Source organism: Marinobacter antarcticus (assembly GCF_900142385.1).
Lineage (GTDB): Bacteria > Pseudomonadota > Gammaproteobacteria > Pseudomonadales > Oleiphilaceae > Marinobacter > Marinobacter antarcticus.
The window spans coordinates 396,760-416,752 of record NZ_FRAQ01000001.1 but is presented as its reverse complement, the minus strand read 5'-3'; the positions used below and the strand labels follow the sequence as shown (position 1 = coordinate 416,752).

Here is a 19,993-nt window from a genome sequence, read left to right as displayed (position 1 = left end):
ACAATAACAAATGGACGCCATTATGAAGCAATCTGAGTATCTTCGTTACGACGCCACCGCGCTGGCTGATCTCATACGCCGTGGCGAAGTGACCTCCCGGGAAGTATGCGAGGCTGCAGTGGAACGGGCAACCTCTGTGAATGGTTCCCTTAACGCGATCTGCTTTCCCCAGTTCTCCGAAGCTCTGGCCCAGGATTTCCCTGAGCAAGGTGTGTTCGCCGGTGTTCCTTTGTTGCTCAAGGATCTGGCGCAGGAACAGGCTGGTCGACCCTGTACCTACGGCAGCCGCGGTTTTAAAAACAATATTGCGTCACAGGATTCAGAGTTTGTGCGCCGTGCCCGCGAGGGTGGGCTGGTATTTCTGGGGCGGACAGCAACACCGGAATTCGGCCTCAAGGCGATCACGGAATCCGAGCTGTGGGGGGCATCGCGCAATCCCTGGAACACCAACCTCACCCCCGGGGGCTCAAGCGGTGGCTCTGGTGCTGCAGCCGCCGCCGGTATCGTGCCCATGGCCGGCGCTAACGATGGTGGTGGTTCAATCCGCATCCCCGCAGCCTACAACGGGCTGTTTGGACTCAAGCCGTCTCGCGGTCGCATCTCAAGCGGGCCCCTGATGGGCGAATCCTGGACCGGCGCCTCTTCGGATCATGTGGTGACCCGCACCGTACGCGACAGTGCTGCCATGCTGGATGTGCTCAGCGGCGCTGCCTCCGGCGATCCGTTTGTCATCCCCGCGCCCGAGTCCGCCTATGCTGATCTGATGCAGAAATCGTCTGGCAGCCTGAAAATCGGCGTATTCACATCGTCTCCTTATGACACCGAGGTAGCTCCCGAGTGCGTTGCGGCGGTTGAGGAAACAGCTCGGATTCTGGAAAACCTGGGGCACAAAGTTGAGTATGCCCGGCCGGAGTTCGATGGCATGGCGCTGGCACGCTGCTACCTTGGCCTCTATTTTGGTGAAGTATCCGCCATGATGGCGAAAGCCAAAGGCCAGCTTGGTGCAACAGACAGCGATTTTGAGCTGGATACCCGTCTGATTGGTATGTTGGGTAATACCATGCCGCTGTCAGATTACGTGCTTCGTCGTCAGCAGTGGAATGAGTTCGCCCGGGCACTGGGAGCATTTTTCGGGGGATACGACCTCTACCTCTGCCCGACCACCGGCCAGTTGCCAGCCCGTATCGGGGAGTTGGAGACACCGGCTCACCTGAAGCTGGCGGCAAAGTTGATGCTGACGTTCAAAGCCGGGAAAATGGTGCACCGTAGCGGTCAGGTAGATCAGATGGCGATGGAGAGCCTTGCCCGAACGCCCTTTACTCAGCTTGCCAACCTCACGGGAACGCCGGCCATGTCGGTGCCCATGCACTGGACAGCAGCAGGGCTGCCGGTTGGTGTACAGCTGGGCGCACCTCATGGTGGTGAGGACGTATTGCTACAACTGGCTGCGCAGCTTGAAGAAGCAGCCCCCTGGTTTGATTATTACGAGCGCCTCGACAATGCATTTCCGGCCGCGAGCGGATGAAGAGTTGTGATCCGTTGGCCGTAAGCCCACGTTTATCTTTGTATGCTTAACAGGCTATGCTGTGTATCAGGGAGACCTTCTTCCTAATACATCCTGATGGCATCGAGGAGTCGAGCGTATTATGAACCAACCGATGGCAATCGATGAACTGGTATCCGTAGCACAGGCAGAAGCCATGGGGGAGCTTGACGCCCCGATGATGGCGATTGTTCTGGCCAGCGAACAAAGCTATGACTTGCCCATCAACTCACTTGAAACCGATGCCGACAAGGCGCGCTGGGGGTTGATCCTCCGTGCTGCCCGCGAGCATGTAGAAGCGGACGCTGTGGCGGTTCTCTATCCCGCCTGGACAACCATCCGTCATAAAAAGAAGGAGGCTGTTGAAGATGACGGCCCTGAAGCTTCTGCAGACAGTCTGGAAGCGTCTTCAGACAGCGCCGAAGACGAGCCGAATGAGCCGATAGACACTTTGTTTGTCCAGCTCCATACCCGGGATCACGTTTACTGGCGTGGATTTGAACAGATCCGGGATCCGAAGCATCAGCGCATCATAGGCTTTCGCCGCATTAAAGCCTTGTCTACGGACTACAGGCGTGATGAAGAACCTTCGATTGCATCCTGGCTCAGCACACTGTTTGAGCCACTACCGGAGCACGGTGAAGAAAGCGATATTGACCTTGAGCTGGCCGACCTTCTGGAAGAGCCTGAAGTAAGTGCTGCGCTGTATCCACGGCAACTGCGAGCGCTGCACTGAGGGCATTGTGCCTGTAGCGAACCAGCATGGCGGGATGCTGGGTGTAGGGAAAACCCGGATTCGGGTTTGGCATGCGAATAGTCTATAATCGCCGGCTTTAATCCTGCACCCACAAGGCGCTGACCGTGATTGTATTTAACCAGGTACAGAAGTCGTATCAGGTAGGCGGCCGGGCGATCCCCGCGCTGTACCCAACTGATATGACTATTGAAACCGGCGAGGTGTTCGGTATTGTCGGGCATTCCGGGGCGGGAAAATCCACCCTGGTGCGCCTGATCAACCTTCTGGAACCACCGACCGGCGGTGATATCCTGATTGATAACGAAAATATTACCCGTTACAGCGCTTCTGAGCTACGCGCCTTCCGCCGTAAAGTCGGCATGATCTTCCAGCACTTCAACCTGCTTTCGTCAAAAACTGTTTCGGACAACATCGCCTTCCCGATGAAGCTGGCGGGCATCTATTCCAAAGCGGAAATCCGGAACCGTGTGCAGGAGTTGCTGGCTCGCGTCAGCCTCACGGATCAGGCCGACAAGTATCCCTCCCAGCTATCCGGTGGTCAGAAGCAGCGTGTGGGCATTGCCCGGGCGCTGGCCTGCAGGCCTACGATTCTTCTGTGTGATGAAGCCACCAGCGCCCTGGATCCGCAAACGACTCAGTCGGTGCTCAGGTTGCTGGCAGAGATTAATAAGGAATTGGGTCTCACTATCGTACTCATTACCCATGAGATGGACGTGGTGCGCCGGGTGTGTGACCGGGTTGCGGTGATGGATGGTGGGCGCGTGGTAGAAATGGGCGCAGTGAGTGATGTATTCCTGCATCCGAAACACCCCACCACCCGGGATTTTGTGCTCGAGAGTGAAAGCGTCGACAGCCAGGAGCGGCAGGAAGACCTGCAAAAGGCCAAGGGCCGTATCCTGCGCCTGACGTTTAAGGGTGAGTCCACCTATCAGCCATTATTGGGCAGCGTTGCACGTGCCTCGGGAGTGGATTTCAGCATTCTGTCGGGCCGTATTGATCACATCAAAGACACGCCCTACGGGCAGTTGACCCTGTCTTTGGTAGGTGGTGATCTGGAGGTTGCCATGAGCGCTCTGGAAGCGGCCGATGTTCACGTGGAGGTGGTGCGCTGATGGAAGCTTTACTGAGTAACGTGGACTGGCCTGAGATTGGCATAGCGAGCTGGGACACCCTCGTGATGGTGGCTATGTCGCTGCTGTTCAGTGTTCTGGCTGGCTTGCCTATCGGTGTGTTGCTGTTCCTGACCGGTAAGCGCCAGTTGTTGGCACAACCGTTGGCATACGCCGTGCTGTCGTTTGTGGTGAACGTGCTGCGCTCGGTGCCGTTCATTATTCTGCTGATTGTGATGATACCGTTTACTGTAATGCTGATCGGCACGTCTCTGGGCGTAGCGGGCGCCATTCCGCCGCTCGTGGCTGGCGGAGCGCCATTCTTTGCCCGGCTGGTTGAAACGTCTCTGCGGGAAGTTGATCGGGGCATCATCGAGGCAACCCAAGCTATGGGGGCCAGCGTGCGGCAGATCGTTTTCGGTGCCTTGTTGCCAGAGGCACTTCCGGGCATCATCGCCGGCATTACGGTTACGGCGATTACGCTGGTCTCTTATGCGGCCATGTCTGGCGTTATTGGCGGCGGTGGCCTGGGTGACCTGGCGATACGTTTTGGCTACCAGCGGTTTCAGACTGACGTGATGGTGATTACCGTGGCCTTGCTGGTGATTTTTGTGCAGATTCTGCAGATGGTCGGCGATCGCCTGGTTTTATATTTTAGCCGGAAGTAGTTTTAGTTCGAGTAGGCCTGATATCAAAGTAATTTTCAGTTAACAGGAGAGTGCATTTATGAACTTCAAGAAAACCCTGGTAGCACTGGCTGCCGTCTCTGTTTTTTCTGCCGCTGTGTCCGCTGAGAAGCTGTCCGTAGCAGCAACGCCGGTGCCCCATGCCGAACTTCTGGAGTTTGTGAAGCCGAAGCTGGCCGAACAGGGCGTAGAGTTGGATGTGAAGGTGTTTACCGACTATATCCAGCCGAACGTTCAGGTGGACCAGAAGCGTATGGATGCCAACTTCTTCCAGCACCAGCCGTACCTGGATGAGTTCAATGACGGCCGGGGTACCAGTCTCGTGACCGTTGCCGGTATTCACGTTGAGCCGTTTGGTGCCTACTCCAACAAGATTGATTCTCTGGATGATCTGAAAGAAGGCGCAGTCATTGCCATTCCGAACGATCCTACCAACGGTGGTCGGGCGTTGCTTCTGCTTCAGAAAGCTGGACTGATCACACTGAAAGAAGGCAGCAAGATCACAGCAACTCCGCGTGATATTGCCGATAACCCCAAAAATATCGACTTCAAAGAGTTGGAAGCTGCGACGCTGCCACGAATTCTTGATCAAGTGGATGTAGCGCTGATCAACACCAACTACGCGCTCGAAGCGGGCCTGAACCCGACGGAAGACGCGTTGATTATTGAAGGTTCCGACTCTCCGTATGTGAACATTCTGGTGGCGCGCCCTGATAACAAGGACAGTGACGCCATGCAGAAGCTGGCGAAGGCGCTGAAATCGGATGAAGTCCGTGACTTTATCAAGGAAAAGTACAAAGGTGCCGTGGTTCCTGCGTTCTGATCAGAACGAAAGCCATAAAAAAGGCCGGGCAGCTTACGCTGCCCGGCCTTTTTTTGCTTCACGAGTTGGCGCTGATAATCAGTCACCGCTCCAGTTGGCTGTCGGGTCCGGTGTCATCCGCAGGTAGGACTTCACCTTCTTGTAGCCCTTCGGGAAGCGCTTCTTGATTTCTTCCTCATCCTGAAGCGAGGGCACGATCACCACGTCTCCGCCGCGTTCCCAGTTGCCCGGGGTGGCGACTTTGTGTTCGTCGGTCAGCTGTAGAGAATCGATCACCCGCAGAACTTCGTTGAAGTTACGGCCGGTGCTGGCCGGGTAAGTGATCATCAGGCGAACTTTTTTGTTCGGATCGATCACGAACAGCGAACGCACGGTGAGCGTGCTGTCTGCGTTGGGGTGAATCATGTCGTACAGCTCAGCGACCTTGCCGTCGTGGTCGGCAATGATCGGGAAATTCACCGCGCAGCCCTGGGTTTCGTTGATGTCCTTGATCCACTCATGGTGGGAGTCAACGGGATCTACGCTCAACGCGATGGCTTTAACGTTGCGCTGGGCAAACTGGTCTTTTAGCTTTGCAGTCAGGCCAAGCTCAGTTGTGCACACTGGCGTAAAGTCTGCTGGGTGAGAGAACAGCACGCCCCACCCATTGCCTAACCATTTGTGGAAGGAAATCCTGCCTTCACTGGAGTCCTGTTCAAAATCCGGTGCGGTATCGCCTAGACGTAAACTCATATTCGCTCTCCTTCGATGCTGCTTGTGATAGCGTTATTCGAGATTCCGACAGGTAGGCTGCCGGGATCATTTGTTGAGTGTATACGAGAATCATTGGTGCCGGATGACGGTATTGCAAGGGCCAGTTGATTCACCTCAGCCGGCACTGGCCCATTGCGCAGTTGCTATGATGGTTGTTTTAGCAGAGCTCCATCACAGCCCCACGGCCTTTTCTTGCTCAAAATGCTCTTTGGTCAGCCTGAACACCACAGGGCTGAGCAACAGAAGGGCGATCAGATTCGGCAGAGCCATCATGGCGTTCAAAGTGTCGGCTACCAGCCAGACCAGGCCCAGGTTTACTGTTGCCCCAATGGGGATAGCAAGGATCCAGGCGACCCTGTAAGGCACTATGGCTTTCACCCCGAACAGAAACTCGATGCTACGCTCACCGTAGAACGACCAGCCAAGCAAGGTGGTAAAGGCAAAAACAGCCAGAGCAATGGCCACCACATAATCACCAACGCCCGGGAGTGCCTGAGCGAAAGCCATTGAAGTGAGTGCCGCGCCAGATTCGCCGGATGTCCATGCACCAGAGGTGATGATGACCAGACCGGTGATCGTACAGATGATGATGGTGTCGATAAAGGTGCCCAGCATGGCCACCAGACCTTGATTAATCGGGTTCTTGGTTTGTGCAGCAGCGTGGGCGATAGGTGCAGAGCCCAAGCCGGCCTCGTTGGAAAAGACGCCTCGGGCAACACCAAAACGGATAGCAGCCCAGACTGCTGCACCGGCAAAGCCGCCTTCTGCAGCGATGGGGCTGAAGGCATGCTCGAAGATCAGGGCAAATGCGGCAGGGATGTCGGCGTAATTAATGGCCAGGACAACCAGGCCCGCAATCAGATACGACAGCGCCATAAGAGGAACGAGCGCGCTGGCTACCTGCCCGATGCGGCGGATACCGCCAATCAGAACCATGCCCACCAGTACCATCAGAATAATGCCGCTGATCCAGTGTGGCAGACCGAATGTTGTCTCCATTACGTCTGCGACCGAGTTGGCTTGCACAGTATTGCCGATGCCAAACCCGGCGATGGCTGCGAAAATGGCAAACAGTACGCCCAGCCAGGCCCATTTTTTGCCAAGACCGTTACGAATGTAATACATGGGCCCGCCGACATAGGAGCCACGCTCATCTACTTCACGGAAGCGCACCGCGAGTACCGCTTCGGAGAACTTGGTGGCCATGCCCACCAGGGCCGTCAGCCACATCCAGAACAGGGCGCCCGGCCCGCCGAGGAAAACCGCCGTCGCAACACCTGCAATGTTCCCTGTCCCTACGGTTGCCGAAAGGGCGGTCATCAGCGCCTGAAACGGGGGGATTTCACCATCCGATTCAGCACCCGTGGCGCTGCGGCCATTCCACATCAGTCGAAAGCCGGCGCCGAGCTTGAGAATGGGCATCAGCTTCAGGCCGAGACTTAAAAACAGCCCCACACCAAGAATAAGCACCAGCATGGGAGGCCCCCAGACCAGCCCGTTGATTGCACCAAGCATGTTTTCAATCGCTTCCACGGGGATCCCCTTGTGTGTGCCATGGTTTGATGTTGTGATTGTACCCGCAAGGGTTATAACTGGCTGAGTTTAGTCAGATATTGGCATGTGTAAACCGGCAGTTCGTGATAATTGGAGGATTCGGCGCCTATTGCCTATGTTTACAGGACAGGGGTCAGGCCTGATCAATGCTGCCGGATCAACCAGAAATGCGAGGAGCTACCCATGTGTGCGCTCAGAGTTTCCGATGTCATGTCCAATCATATTGAGCCTGTCCGGTGCGGGACGCCGCTGACCGAAGTGGTCAAGGCGCTGCTGGAGAATCATATTTCCGGGCTGCCGGTGGTCGATGCGAACCGGCATTTGCTTGGTTTTGTTTCTGAACAGGATTGTATCCACGCGCTGCTGGTGAGCAATTATCACTGTGAGGGTGATCCGGTTGTGGACGATGTCATGTTTCGTGAGCCTTTGTCGATTTCACCCGGCACTGCGATTGTCGACCTTGCCCAGAAGCTCGGCTCTGGCAAGCCGAAAGTGTATCCTGTAGTGGAACATGGAAAACTCATCGGCATCGTCACGCGCACGGCTGTGCTGGCCGAATTGGCCCGCATGGGTTGCGGGATTGAGCTTTCGAAGCACAGGGGCGCCGACGACTGACCAAGCTGTACTCTCAAGCCATACTCTCAAGCCGCATTCTCAATCGGTATTCTACAGAGGACACTATGGAACTCTTATCCACCAACGTCAGTTTTGACGGGGAGCACCGCCGCTATCGCCACACATCAGCCACGCTTGAGTGCACGATGGAATTTGCAGTGTACCTGCCTCCGATTGCGGTAGGGCCGGATCCGCAAAAAGTACCGGCGCTCTGGTGGTTGTCCGGGCTGACCTGCAATGATCAGAACTTCATGCAGAAGGCTGGTGCCCAGAAAAAGGCAGCGGAGCTGGGCATGGCGATTATTTGCCCGGATACTAGCCCTCGCGGCGTTAACCTGCCGGGTGAAGATGACAGCTATGATTTCGGAAGTGGAGCAGGGTTTTACATCAATGCCACGCAGCAGCCTTGGGCGCCTCACTACCGCATGCACGACTACGTGGTGAAGGAGCTTTCACAGCTGGTTGAAAGTGAGCTAGCGCTTACCGGAAAACGCAGTATCAGCGGGCACTCAATGGGTGGCCATGGCGCACTGATATGCGCACTCCGCAATCCGGGCCGCTATGTCTCCGTTTCGGCATTTGCTCCCATTGCTCACCCCACCAAATGCCCATGGGGAGAGAAGGCATTCAAGGGTTATCTTGGTGACAACCCGGCAGGCTGGGAAGAATGGGATGCCACACTGCTGATCCCGGAAGCAGATGAACGACTGCCTCTGCTGATAGACCAGGGTACGGCGGATGATTTCCTTGAAAGCCAGCTCAATCCTGAAGCGCTGGTGGAGGCTTGCGTGCAACACAGTCATCCCATCAACCTGCGTATGCGCAGTGGCTACGACCACAGCTACTTTTTTATCGCTTCGTTTATTGATGATCACTTGAACCACCATGCCGCGGCTTTGGGCCTGAGCTGAGCGATTCACCGGATTTCCGGGGCGGGTCCGATCAGTCCGGGAAGCCCCAGATCCGGCTGAAACTCATGGATGGCATGATGTCCGGCTCTTCCAGTGCCTGGATATTGAACTCTGGCACGCTGGTATCACGTTCCTGGCGGGTGTCGCAGCTGTTGCCCGAAGAATCGAAGACAACCTGCACAAAAGGCCCGCGGGCGCGCACTGGCCTGCCGGTTATAACGCAAACTTCGTTGTTTTCCAATCGCACCAAGGTTCCTGGCGGGTATTCGCCCAGAATCTGGAGCAGGGCTTTGGGAAGGGCTGGCCGGAAGTTGCCATCTGCCAGGTTGGCTATCAGTTTGCGTGCGGCTGTTACGTTCATCCGCTTGCGATAAGCGCGTTTTGTGATCATGGCGACGTAGCGCTCGGCGAGTGCGAGGATTTCCGCTTCGGGCCGGATGTCTGCACCGCTCAGGCCATCCGGATAACCGCTGCCGTCTCCCTGCTCGTGGTGCTGCGCAATGATGGTAAACAACAGGTCGTTATCGATACCCACAGCTTTCAGGGCGCGGATACTCCGTTGCGGGTGCTTGCGTATAACGCTTCGCTGTTCGGTGCTCAGCACTTTGTTGAATGCGTTGAGCTTGTCTGCAACTGGCACCAGGGCGAGATTTGCACTTAGAGCGGCTTCTGTCAGTATCGGGATACGCTGCTCATCGAGCCCGAATTGTCGGGCGATCAGCTGGCAGAGTATGGCGTAAAAAATGATCTGTTCGTGGATGGTAGGCCCGACGGAGTATAGGTGAATGAGTGCCAAGCTGGAATCCGGCGCTTTGATACAAGCCTGCTCCAGAGCGTGCGCCAGATCCTGAAGGTGTTTGCGGGCGTCTGGCTCACCAGCGGCGATCGCCGCCAGAGCTTTTTCAAGCGCCTGAAGATAATCCGGGTAACGGGCGAACGGGTTACATTCCGCTTCATCCCCGGACGCCTCGTCGTCTTCCTGAGGCACCTCAATAACCCGTGGTTTGAAAAGGCCACGCTCAAAAAGCTGATCGAGCTGTGAATCGGTCTGTATCACAAAGCCCTGACATAGAAGTACGTTGCCGTCGGCGTCATACACGTCCCATGGCAGCGGGCGGCCTATGGTTAATGCGCCGGGAGCTATTCGAACGAGTTCACTCAAAATCCCTTTGATTCCTGTAAAGTATGTATGGTTTGAGCACAGTTGTGACTATAGTAAAGGTAATTGATTTGCCAGAGCTACCCGCCGGAAGAGCAAATTCAGCGAAAACCTGTTTTTTTATGACTCTTTAAGGTCATTTTGTTAAAAAACGTAGGGTCCAGCGTTTATTGCACCTTACTGGATTATGCTTGAGGAGTAAGTTCTGCTTGGCACGAAGGTCACCAATATGCTGAAGCGTCTCAGAACAGATTTTCGATTATCGATTATTACTCTTTTGGGTGCCAGTGCGTTACTGGGAATTACCCCGTTTGCGATCATGCGTTTTTTGCAGGGTAATTTTGTCGCCGGATCCATAGATACCTCTATTCTGCTGAGTATCTGTGGCGTAATGGCTTATGCCTGGATAACCGGCGATACGCGTCGTAGCGGGATGGTGCTCGCCGTCATCGCCTGCTCTGGGGCAGTCGCGGTAGCTGCGGTGGTTGGGGAGGTAGGTTTGTTCTGGCTTTATCCCTGCCTTGTGACCGCTTTCTTTCTGGTTAGCCCCCGCATTGCCACCTTTCTCAATCTTGTGTCGATTGCTGCCATGACGGCCCTGGGCGATGTTTTTCAATCCGATGTGCAGATGTGGACGTTCACAGCAACCGCTCTGGTGGTCAGCGCAACGGCCTTTGCGTTTGCTCATCGAACCGACAATCAGCGCGAGCGCCTGGAGCATTTGGCGACTATTGATCCTCTGACTGGCGTGAAAAACCGCCGATCCATGGACGAGGAGCTCAATCTGGCGGGAGCCCATGCTGAGCGTAGCGGTTTGTCTTATGCCCTGGTGATGCTGGATATTGATCACTTCAAGAAGGTCAACGATGAGTACGGTCATGGAGTGGGAGACGTCGTTCTTGTTGATCTGGTGACGCTGATTCAGCAAAGTACGCGTAAATCAGATCAGCTTTTCCGCTACGGTGGCGAGGAGTTTGTACTCTTGTTGCCCGGGGTTGATGGAGCGGGCCTGACAGCGGTAATGAATAACCTTCAGCATATTATGCGGAAAAAGATGAGGCACCCGGGAGGTGCAATCAGCGCATCGTTCGGAGTAGCGCTGCTCGGACCTGGCGAAAGCATAGAGAGCTGGCTGGAGCGGGCGGATACGGCTCTTTACGAGGCGAAGGAGACCGGTCGTGACCGGGTCGTATTTTCGGATAACATGTCAGCGGCTGACGCGGACGTGTCTGTTGGCAGCCCCGAGCTAGCCGGCTAGCTGGTTTTCGGGCGATAGCGGAACAGCCTCCATCCCAGTAATACACTGGCGGATGCCAAACCTCCGGTCAGTCCCACCCAGAACCCTGCAGCGCCCATAGCGGGAGCAAGCAGATCGGTAAACGTCAGAGCATAGCCCAGCGGTAACCCCACACCCCAGAATGAGAACAACATGATCAGCATGGGGATGCCAGTATCTTTGTAGCCTCTCAGCGCGCTGATGCAGGTAACCTGGATGACATCCGCCACCTGGAAAATAGCCGCAAACACCAACAATCTTACGGTAACCGCCTGAACATCGGCATCGCTGGTGTAGAGCGCTGAGATACCCTGTGAGAAAACAAACAGGAGAATGGCGAACGCCAGCGCTGTGGCGGCGGCAAGAATCAGTGAGCTGCGGGAAATCAAACGGGCTGTATCCGGCGCTCCCGCTCCGATAAGAAAGCTGACTCTCAGTGTAAGAGCCATACCGATGCTTAGCGGCAGCATGAACAGCAGGGACACCACGTTCAATGCAATCTGATGCCCGGCCACTACAACAGGACCGAGAGGCGCAAGAAACAGCGCGATCACCGAGAACATGCTGGCTTCCACAAAAATAGTGAACCCGATGGGCATGCCAATACTGAGAACATAGCGAATCAGGGCTGCATTAGGTTTTGTCCAATCTGCAATCAGATGGAATTGTTTGTAGAGCCGGCTTCGGCTCAGATAGACCAGCAGCGCAATGGCGGCGACCCCGTTAGAAACAGAGGTTGCCCAGCCACAGCCGATGCCGCCCATGGCAGGCAGCCCGAGCTTGCCGTAAATGAACATATAATTGAGCGGCAGGTTGATCAGCGTGCTCAGTACCGAGAACGCCATAATGACACGGGTGTGTCCCAAACCGTCGGTCAGGCCACGGAGTGCAGTCATCAGAAGGAGAGCTGGAATGCCCCAGGCAAAAGCGTTCAGGTAGCCCTGGGTGATGCGTGCGGTATTGGCTTCGAGTTTCAGTCCTTCCAGAACCGGATGTACGTTGGTGAGCAACAGAATCATGATGATTGAGCCAGCACCGGCGATGTATATGCCCTGCCAGGTCGCCGGCATTATTTTTTCCCGCGTGCGTGCGCCGTTATAACCGGAAATAATCGGTTGCAGTGCCCCAAGCATACCCATAAAGAACAAAAATAAAGGCATCCAGAGGCTGCTGCCGATACCCACACCGGCCAGATCTTCAGCGCTCGCGTGGCCGGCCATTACCGTGTCGATAACGCCGTTGGCCATCTGGGCTATCTGGGCAATCAGAATCGGCCCGCCAAGTATCGCCAGAGTCTTCCATTCGATCAGTGTCCGTGAGAAGAGAGGCTTACGTACTTCCGGCAGTGGCTGGTGGGTTTCATCCATAAGGTGCTGATCCGAAGGGCTGGAGCCAATAGGTATCCAAAGCTGATTTGCGGGCGGAACATGCTACCCGATTGTGGGAGGGCGCGTCATAGGGGGTTGCCACGTAAAGACGCTGAAACCTGCTTTAAAACCCGTTAAAGTACACGCCCAATTCATACGGATGGCAGTCATTATGGGACTCCTGGTTTTCGTAACGGTCCTCTGGGCTTTTTCATTCAGCCTGATTGGTGAGTTTCTCGCCGGCCAGGTAGACAGCTATTTTGCAGTGCTCAGTCGAGTGTTACTGGCGACGTTGATTTTTTTACCGTTTACTCGTTGGCGCGGAGTGCCTGGACGGCTCCGGTTGGGTGTTTTGGCGACCGGTATGTTGCAATTCGGTATCACCTACCTATGCCTTTACCGATCGTTCAGCTATCTGACGGTACCGGAAGTGCTGCTGTTCACCATATTCACGCCGCTTTACGTAACCCTGATTGACGATGCCCTGTCCCGCCGGTTTTCACCGGTTGCCCTGGTTGCGGCCGCAATAGCGACATTTGGTGCCGGCATAATCCGCTATGACGGCCTGAGTGAGGATTTCATCACCGGCTTTCTGTTGCTGCAGGTTGCGAACTTCACCTTTGCAGCGGGACAGGTGGGCTACAAGCATGTTATGCAGCGCTATCCGGTTGATATTCCGGCATACCGCACCTTCGGCTATTTCTTTATCGGTGCGCTGATTATCGCGTTGCCCTCGTTCATGGTGTTCGGCAACGCTGAACGCCTCCCCACAACCGCTCTGCAATGGGGCATTCTGGCGTGGCTGGGGCTGGCGGCTTCCGGCCTCGGTCTGTTCCTGTGGAACCGCGGTGCCTGCCGGGTGGATGCAGGTACACTTGCCATCATGAATAACGTATTGGTGCCGGCCGGATTGCTGGTAAACCTGCTGATCTGGAATCGGGATGCAGATCTGTTAAGGCTTGCCGTAGGTGGCGTCGTTATAGCGTTTTCACTCTGGGTGAACGCCCGCCTTCACCCCCGTGCCCGGCTGGCCGGGGCTTTGTAATCCACGGCACCTGCATCAGGATTCCAGGTTGCAAAGATAAATACTGTTACTCAGCTTTACTTTTGATGAATATCAATAATGGGGGTGGGTCTATATTCTATCGGACCTCCCTGCACGCAATGAGTAACAGGCAACTATAATGCGCACAAATTTACCCGTAACCCAGCGTGAAGTTAAAATGCGCAAGGGCGGCAGGCTGATAACCACCACCGATCTCAAAGGCGTTATCACTTACTGCAATGAAGAATTCGCAGAGATCAGTGGTTTTCCTGAAGATGGATTGGTTGGACAGGCCCATAACATCATCCGCCACCCCGATATGCCGCAGGCGGTATTCAGGGACATGTGGAAGTACCTCAATGCAGGCAAAGCCTGGATGGGCGTGGTCAAAAACCGGGCAAAGAGCGGTGATCACTACTGGGTGAGTGCCTATGTCACTCCCATTCGGGAAAACGGCCAGGTGGTTGGCTATGAGTCCGTTCGTGTAGAGCCAACCCGGGAAGACGTAGCCAGGGCTGAAAAGCTCTATGCGCGCATCGCGGCTGATAAGCCAGCCCTGAACCCCGGGAGCCGTATCCTGTCGGTGATGAAATCCGGATGGCCCCTGATTCTGTCGCTGGTTCTGAGTCTTGTTGCGCTTGAGTTTGAGAACAACTGGATGGCTGCCGGGCTGATTGTAATCGCCCATTTGTTGGGTGCATTGCTGTTGCGGAAGTCGTTGAATGAGCGACTGAAGCGTCTTATCGAAACCCGCCCGGGCGCTTTCCATGACCCGGTTGTAGCTCGCACTTATAGTGATGAGTCCGGAATTTTCTCGCAACTTGCGCTGCTACTGATCAGTGAAGACGCACGGATTCGCACGGCGCTTGCCCGCATAGATGACCAGGCAGAGCTGCTTTATGAGCAGGCCCGTGCTTCTTACAACTATATCAGCAGTGGTGCGGAAGCCATAGGTCGTCAGCGTGCTGAAACTGACCAGACGGCGTCGGCGATCACGGAGATGACGGCATCCATTCAGGAAGTGACACAGTCCATGCTGGGCAATGCCCGGGAAGCCGGGGAGGCAGACCGCCTTGCACTAATTGGCAGCGAGCGCAGTTCAGAGGCTCTGGTTGCAATCGAACAGCTGGTTACTCGTGTGAATGGGATTGGCCAGGCTATAGGCAGGCTGGGTGAATCCACCAAAAGCATTGGTGAGGCGGCTAGCCTGATTTCCGGGATTGCAGAACAGACAAACTTGCTGGCCCTGAATGCGGCAATTGAAGCTGCCCGCGCAGGTGAGCAGGGCCGTGGGTTTGCCGTCGTCGCCGACGAGGTGCGTTCGCTGGCAAGCCGTACCCGGGAATCCACGGTGCGTATTCAGGAGGTCACTGACGACTTCCGCCTGCAGGTGGATTTGGCAGTTCAGGCCACGCGGGACGGGGAGGCGGATGCTGGTCAGGGTCTGGTGAAAGTGCGTGAAGCCGAGAGCTCTCTGCGGGATATCGTAACGTCCATCAAGACAATTTCTGACAGTTTCATCAGCATGTCGGCGGCGTTTGAGGAACAGAATCAGGTGTCTGAGGAAATCAATTGCCAGATTGTCAGTATCGCTGAACTGGCAGACCTCAGCGAAGGTCAGGCATCTTCTGCCAAACAGAGCAGTGATAGCCTGAGCGTCATGTCCAGTGGTCTCAAAGATCTGGTTTCGCGCTTTCTCAGGAAAACCGATTAAGTTTTACTTGCCGGGAATCTGGCGCCAATCTATTGCCGGCGCTGGCATCCCCGGGCCAGTGCTGGCAGAATTCTCTCCCAATCGCCCCGGGAGAGCCCGTGGCTACTTCTTTTACGATTCCTTAGCCACAAGCACAGGAACAAAACATGACTCAGTTCAATTCGGCTTCGGGTGACGATTCCGGAGCTTCTCGCGGCCTCTGGTCTTCCCGGTTTGCGTTTATTCTTGCCGCCACGGGTTCTGCCGTTGGTCTCGGTAACATATGGAAATTTCCTTACATTACAGGTGAGAACGGGGGCGGCGCCTTCGTTCTGGTTTATCTCCTGTGTATTGCTGTTATCGGCGTTCCCATCATGATGGCAGAAATATACGTGGGTCGCAGCGGCCGCCATAACCCGATTGGCAGTATGCGTCTGGTTGCCGAGCGTAACCTCAGTTCGCCGGCATGGCGTATTTCTGCCGTTATCGGGATGATCGCTGCCTTTGCGATTTTATCCTTCTATTCCGTTATTGGTGGTTGGGCTGCTTCTTACATTGGCCATGCGGCCATGGGTGATTTCACCGACGGCACTGCGGAATCCATCGGCAAGCTTTTCAGCGGTTTGCTGGCCAGCCCCAAGCAGCTGCTTGCATGGCATACCGTTTTCATGGTGTTGGTGATTCTGGTTGTATCCCGTGGTCTGAAGGGCGGTCTGGAGCGCGCAGTGACCATTCTGATGCCGGCGCTTTTCGTTCTGCTGCTTATTGCTGTGGGCTACGCCACCACAACAGGCCACTTTGGTGAGGCGGTAAGTTTCCTGTTCACACCGAACTTTAAGGCACTGTCCATTAACGGTGTGCTGATTGCTCTGGGCCACGCATTTTTCACACTCAGTCTGGGTATGGCCATTATGATGGCCTATGGCTCTTACCTGGGGCGTGATGTAGCCGTTGGGCGCACAGCAGTCAGCATAGCACTGATGGATACGGTTGTTGCGCTGTTGGCGGGCCTGGCGATTTTTCCCATAGTGTTCGCTAATGGCCTTGAGGCCAGCGCAGGCCCGGGACTGATCTTCCAGACTCTGCCTCTGGCGTTCGGAAATATGCCCATGGGCGGCCTGTTTGGCGCCCTGTTCTTCATATTGTTGCTGTTTGCCGCCTGGACCTCGGGTATCTCCCTGCTGGAGCCTGTGGTTGAGTGGGCGGAAGAAAACACCAACATGGAGCGCGCAGGCAGTGCCATTGTTGTCGGCGTGCTTTGCTGGCTTCTGGGTATTGCGTCTATCCTGTCGCTGAACGTCTGGGCAGATTTTGCACCCCTCGATATGTTCGCGCGCTTTGAAGGCAAGACGATTTTCGATCTGCTGGACTTTTTTACGGCCAACATCCTGTTGCCGTTGTCGGGTTTGCTGACGGCGATCTTTGTAGGTTGGTTTGTTGCCAAAGAATCCCTGAAAGCGGATCTGGATCTGAGCAATGGCACGTTCACCTTGTGGCTGAACTTTTTGCGTTTTGTCACGCCGGTGGCGGTTGTGATCGTGTTTGTTTATAACCTGCTAGCGTAATAGCACCGGAAAACAGAAAACCCGGAAAGCATCGCTGCCTTCCGGGTTTTTTTGTGCGCGGGAGTCAGTCTTCTTGATCTCCAGAGATAGCTCGCAACGCCTCAAGGTGAGGTTTGACCGCATTAATGTCGGCTAAGGGAGCATCGCTGGCCTGCTGGGTAAAGCCGAGGGCTGTTTCCATTGAGGCCCGCATCTGGGCTTTCTGCTGAGCGCTCAGGTGAGGGCTATTTTCGATCTCAGCCATAGCGCTCTCCATCTCCTTCCTGAGTGCGGGGCTTTGATCTGTCATTTCGATGGCTATCCAGGCGCTGTAGATACGGTCACCGGTGGTGGCCCAGTCTTCGAGGTTCTTGAAGCCATGATCCTGAACCAGGCTTTCCAGGCGGTCGTAAACATCCTCGCCTTTTAACTCTTCAATGGAAGATGAAAAAATTCTCGAGAAATCAAGCGCTTCATTGTCCTGCTTGTCGTCCAGCTCTTCAAATTCCGGCTCCATGGTCTGAGCTTTTTCCAGGGTCGTGATGAACGAGCGGATTGTGTTATCAGTCAGCTTTTCTGCGTGGGCGCTGAACGATACCAGAGACAGCACGATTGTCAGCGCCAGCATGGCGGCAAGCTGATTGCAGTGTGAGTAGTGATTTTGCGAGTAGTAGTTTTGAGAGTAAAAAGGGTTCATAGGGTTCTCCTTGATGACATGTTTCCGGCTCCATCCGTCCGGAAGCTTCTTTAGCCTAGGCCGAAAACGAACAAACTGACAAGCATCCGCGTTGTTGTCGAGAGCTGTTATATCCCCCCCCGGTGTGACAGATTCGTGAAGTTTTCACGTTAGACTGCAGGAAGTAACCTCAGCATGACGGGCTGGTTGTGCAGCACAGACAAATGAGCCGGAGCACCATGACACGAACCGTACTGATTATTGAGGACAACCCCGGGATTGGCGAACTGGTTAGTATGCAGGTCAAGGATCTGGATATGCAGCCGGTTCTCGTGGATCGTGGGGATGATGGCCTTGAGAGGTTTCGCCGGGGTGGTATAGATCTGGTCATTCTCGACCTGATGCTGCCAGGGTTGGATGGACTTTCCGTGTGCCGGGAAATTCGTGCTGTCCCGGGGTATGTTCCGGTGCTTATGCTGACCGCCAAAAGCACCGAACTGGATCGGGTGCTTGGCCTGGAAATGGGTGCCGATGACTACCTGACCAAACCCTTCAGCGTGGCTGAGCTTGCTGCACGTATCAAAGCCCTGTTCCGGAGAGTAGATGCACTTTCCTCGCGCGCGTCTGAACAAGCGAAAGCCGAGGAAGTGGAAGTGGACGGGCTCAGGATAGACCCTGTGCGCCGCCGGGTTTTTGTTCACGGCAGCGAAGCGGAGCTAACGGCTCGGGAGTTCGACCTGCTCTGGCATTTTGCCTGCCACCGCGGGCGCGTGTTCAGCCGGGCACAGCTGCTGGATGCTGTATGGGGGTATAACCATGAGGGCTATGAACACACCGTTAACACCCATATCAACCGTTTGCGCAACAAGATCGAAACCAACCCGGCCGAACCCCGTTACGTGCAGACGGTCTGGGGTGTTGGTTACCGGTTTCTGGATTGACCTATGACCCGACCCCTGTTTCAAACCCTTTATGCGCGCCTGGCCCTCGGCCTGTTTCTGTTACTGGTGATTGTTGGCGGGCTTTTTACGGTGCTGAGCCTGTACTCCGTGCGTGAGTACAGCGCGGCAGTGAATCAGGCGCTCAACCGCGATCTGGCCAGTGACCTGGTATCCGACCGCAACCTGGTGACCGACGGCAGAATCAATCACAGTGAGCTGGAGCGCCTGTTCGATCTTTATATGACCATTAACCCCAGCATCGAGATTTACTTGCTTGATCAGGACGGACGCATTCTTTCCTATTCCGCCGATCCGGCCAGAATCAAGCGCAAACACGTATCGCTGGAGCCGATTCACAGGCTGCTTGAAAACCCGGATGCCTATCCCTTGCAGGGCGACGATCCGCGCAGCCACGATCGCGGCAAAGTATTCTCGGTTACACCAGTGCCCAGTGCGGAGAATCCCACGGGCTACCTGTATGTTGTTCTCCGGGGTGAAGAGTATGATTTTGCTGAAAGCATGGTGCACAGTGATCGCCTGTTACAGATGGGCGGCGGCGCTCTGGTAATCAGTCTGTTTGTCGGGCTGCTGGCAGGCTTGGTGTTTTTCCGATTGCTGACACGACGCCTGTCCCGGCTGACCGCGCGCGTGGAGGCTTTTGAGGCGGGGGCAAAGGATGCCAAAAGCACCGATACTGCAGACAGAACCGGTGTTCCCGGGGACGATGTGGATTACCTGGCAGCGAGGTTCGATCAGATGGCTGCCCGCATCGCCGGCCAGCTGGAGTTACTGAAAGACAAGGATCGCCAGCGCCGCCAACTGGTGGCTCAGGTGTCACACGATTTGCGCACACCGCTGGCGTCGATTCAGGGCTATCTGGAAACTCTGGGGATGAAGCAGCAGGAGCTGAGCCCAGACGAGCGCCGGCGCTTTCTGGGGGTGGCTCTGGCCGAAACCCTTCGCCTCAGCAAGCTGGTCGACGAACTTTTCGAGTTGGCGGCACTGGACGCCCGCGAGCGGCAGCCCTTTGCGGAGCCGTTCATGCCAGCGGAACTGCTGCATGATGTAGTGCAGAAGCATAGGCCGAAAGCAGAGCAGGCAAGCGTTGTGCTCAATATTACCGGAGCTCAGCCGGCCATGGTGCTGGCAGACATCGCCATGACCGAGCGGGTTCTGGACAACCTCATCGGCAACGCCATTGATCACTCGCCGAGGGGGGCAGAGGTAAAATTGAGCGTATTTGCTGACAGCGGCGGCGTTGAAATCTGTGTGCTGGACGCCGGTAAAGGAATCGCCCCAGAGGATATTGATCATGTTTTTGACCCGTTTTACCAGGCGCCGGGTGCCAGCCGCAGCGGACATGCCGGACTGGGTCTTGCCATCGCGCGCCGAATGGCGGAGTTACAGCAGGGCCGGGTCTCCGTAGAAAACCATCCGGGGGCTGGCGCAGCGTTCCGCTTCTGGCTGCCTTTGGCCGATTCAACGCCAAAAGAATCCACAGCGTTATAGATTCGTAAGAATTGAGGAACGTTTTGGTGAAG

General features: G+C 55.5%; 18 protein-coding genes. 13 read left to right on the top strand and 5 right to left on the bottom strand.

What is annotated here, in order from left to right; translation table 11 throughout:
* The first annotated feature begins 22 nt into the window (after positions 1-22).
* The 5 genes from BUA49_RS01975 to BUA49_RS01955 all read left to right on the top strand — a co-directional run bounded on the left by BUA49_RS01975 (position 23) and on the right by BUA49_RS01955 (position 4,918).
* Positions 23-1,525: an amidase gene (locus BUA49_RS01975; protein ID WP_175547540.1), complete on the top strand. Its 1,503-nt coding sequence runs from the start codon at positions 23-25 to the stop codon at positions 1,523-1,525.
* Between the two features lie 121 nt (positions 1,526-1,646).
* Positions 1,647-2,279, top strand: a complete 633-nt coding sequence (locus BUA49_RS01970; RefSeq protein WP_072795112.1) for a hypothetical protein — start codon at positions 1,647-1,649, stop codon at positions 2,277-2,279.
* A 125-nt stretch (positions 2,280-2,404) separates the two neighbouring features.
* Positions 2,405-3,412, top strand: coding sequence for a methionine ABC transporter ATP-binding protein (locus BUA49_RS01965; RefSeq protein ID WP_072795111.1), 1,008 nt, complete (start codon positions 2,405-2,407; stop codon positions 3,410-3,412).
* Complete coding sequence (locus tag BUA49_RS01960) at positions 3,412-4,077, top strand: methionine ABC transporter permease (protein WP_072795110.1); 666 nt, start codon at positions 3,412-3,414, stop codon at positions 4,075-4,077. Before BUA49_RS01965 ends, BUA49_RS01960 begins: the two co-directional genes overlap by 1 nt.
* Positions 4,078-4,135: 58 nt before the next feature.
* Entirely contained in the window at positions 4,136-4,918 is a 783-nt protein-coding gene (locus tag BUA49_RS01955; protein WP_072795109.1) for a MetQ/NlpA family ABC transporter substrate-binding protein, read from the top strand.
* A gap of 78 nt (positions 4,919-4,996) precedes the next feature.
* Here the strand turns inward: BUA49_RS01955 and BUA49_RS01950 are convergent, their stop codons facing one another.
* Complete coding sequence (locus BUA49_RS01950; protein WP_072795108.1) at positions 4,997-5,650, bottom strand: peroxiredoxin; 654 nt, start codon at positions 5,648-5,650, stop codon at positions 4,997-4,999.
* 192 nt (positions 5,651-5,842) lie between these two features.
* The gene (locus tag BUA49_RS01945) at positions 5,843-7,204 is read right to left on the bottom strand and encodes an alanine/glycine:cation symporter family protein (protein WP_072795107.1); all 1,362 of its coding nucleotides are present in this window, start codon (positions 7,202-7,204) and stop codon (positions 5,843-5,845) included.
* Between the two features lie 204 nt (positions 7,205-7,408).
* Here BUA49_RS01945 and BUA49_RS01940 point away from each other — a divergent pair, with 204 nt between their 5' ends.
* Entirely contained in the window at positions 7,409-7,840 is a 432-nt protein-coding gene (locus tag BUA49_RS01940; RefSeq protein ID WP_072795106.1) for a CBS domain-containing protein, read from the top strand.
* A 65-nt stretch (positions 7,841-7,905) separates the two neighbouring features.
* On the top strand, positions 7,906-8,751 hold the full coding sequence (gene fghA / locus BUA49_RS01935) for an S-formylglutathione hydrolase (protein ID WP_072795105.1): 846 nt from the start codon (positions 7,906-7,908) through the stop codon (positions 8,749-8,751).
* Positions 8,752-8,782: 31 nt separating this feature from the next.
* On the opposite strand, the gene BUA49_RS01930 is transcribed toward fghA, so the two are convergent.
* Complete coding sequence (locus tag BUA49_RS01930) at positions 8,783-9,913, bottom strand: HD-GYP domain-containing protein (protein ID WP_072795104.1); 1,131 nt, start codon at positions 9,911-9,913, stop codon at positions 8,783-8,785.
* 226 nt (positions 9,914-10,139) lie between these two features.
* Between BUA49_RS01930 and BUA49_RS01925 the strand changes: the two genes are divergently transcribed.
* Positions 10,140-11,168, top strand: a complete 1,029-nt coding sequence (locus BUA49_RS01925) for a GGDEF domain-containing protein (protein WP_072795103.1) — start codon at positions 10,140-10,142, stop codon at positions 11,166-11,168.
* Here the strand turns inward: BUA49_RS01925 and BUA49_RS01920 are convergent.
* Entirely contained in the window at positions 11,165-12,553 is a 1,389-nt protein-coding gene (locus BUA49_RS01920) for an MATE family efflux transporter (protein ID WP_072795102.1), read from the bottom strand. The two genes, BUA49_RS01925 and BUA49_RS01920, sit on opposite strands and share 4 nt — an antisense overlap.
* 172 nt (positions 12,554-12,725) lie before the next feature.
* On the opposite strand from BUA49_RS01920, the gene BUA49_RS01915 reads away from it, so the two are divergent.
* The 3 genes from BUA49_RS01915 to BUA49_RS01905 all read left to right on the top strand — a co-directional run bounded on the left by BUA49_RS01915 (position 12,726) and on the right by BUA49_RS01905 (position 16,856).
* Entirely contained in the window at positions 12,726-13,598 is an 873-nt protein-coding gene (locus BUA49_RS01915; protein WP_072795101.1) for a carboxylate/amino acid/amine transporter, read from the top strand.
* Positions 13,599-13,737: 139 nt separating this feature from the next.
* Positions 13,738-15,312 (top strand): methyl-accepting chemotaxis protein, encoded by a 1,575-nt coding sequence (locus BUA49_RS01910; RefSeq protein WP_072795100.1) that lies wholly within the window; start codon positions 13,738-13,740, stop codon positions 15,310-15,312.
* A gap of 146 nt (positions 15,313-15,458) precedes the next feature.
* Positions 15,459-16,856: a sodium-dependent transporter gene (locus BUA49_RS01905; protein ID WP_072795099.1), complete on the top strand. Its 1,398-nt coding sequence runs from the start codon at positions 15,459-15,461 to the stop codon at positions 16,854-16,856.
* Positions 16,857-16,920: 64 nt separating this feature from the next.
* On the opposite strand, the gene BUA49_RS01900 is transcribed toward BUA49_RS01905, so the two are convergent.
* Positions 16,921-17,532 carry a hypothetical protein gene (locus tag BUA49_RS01900; RefSeq protein ID WP_228704382.1) on the bottom strand — a complete coding sequence of 204 codons (612 nt, stop codon included), beginning with the start codon at positions 17,530-17,532 and terminating at the stop codon, positions 16,921-16,923.
* 218 nt (positions 17,533-17,750) lie between these two features.
* On the opposite strand from BUA49_RS01900, the gene BUA49_RS01895 reads away from it, so the two are divergent.
* Together BUA49_RS01895 and BUA49_RS01890 are read left to right on the top strand one after the other, a co-directional pair.
* Positions 17,751-18,452: a response regulator transcription factor gene (locus BUA49_RS01895; RefSeq protein WP_072795098.1), complete on the top strand. Its 702-nt coding sequence runs from the start codon at positions 17,751-17,753 to the stop codon at positions 18,450-18,452.
* Between the two features lie 3 nt (positions 18,453-18,455).
* Positions 18,456-19,961, top strand: a complete 1,506-nt coding sequence (locus BUA49_RS01890) for a sensor histidine kinase (RefSeq protein ID WP_072795097.1) — start codon at positions 18,456-18,458, stop codon at positions 19,959-19,961.
* Positions 19,962-19,993 lie beyond the last annotated feature (32 nt).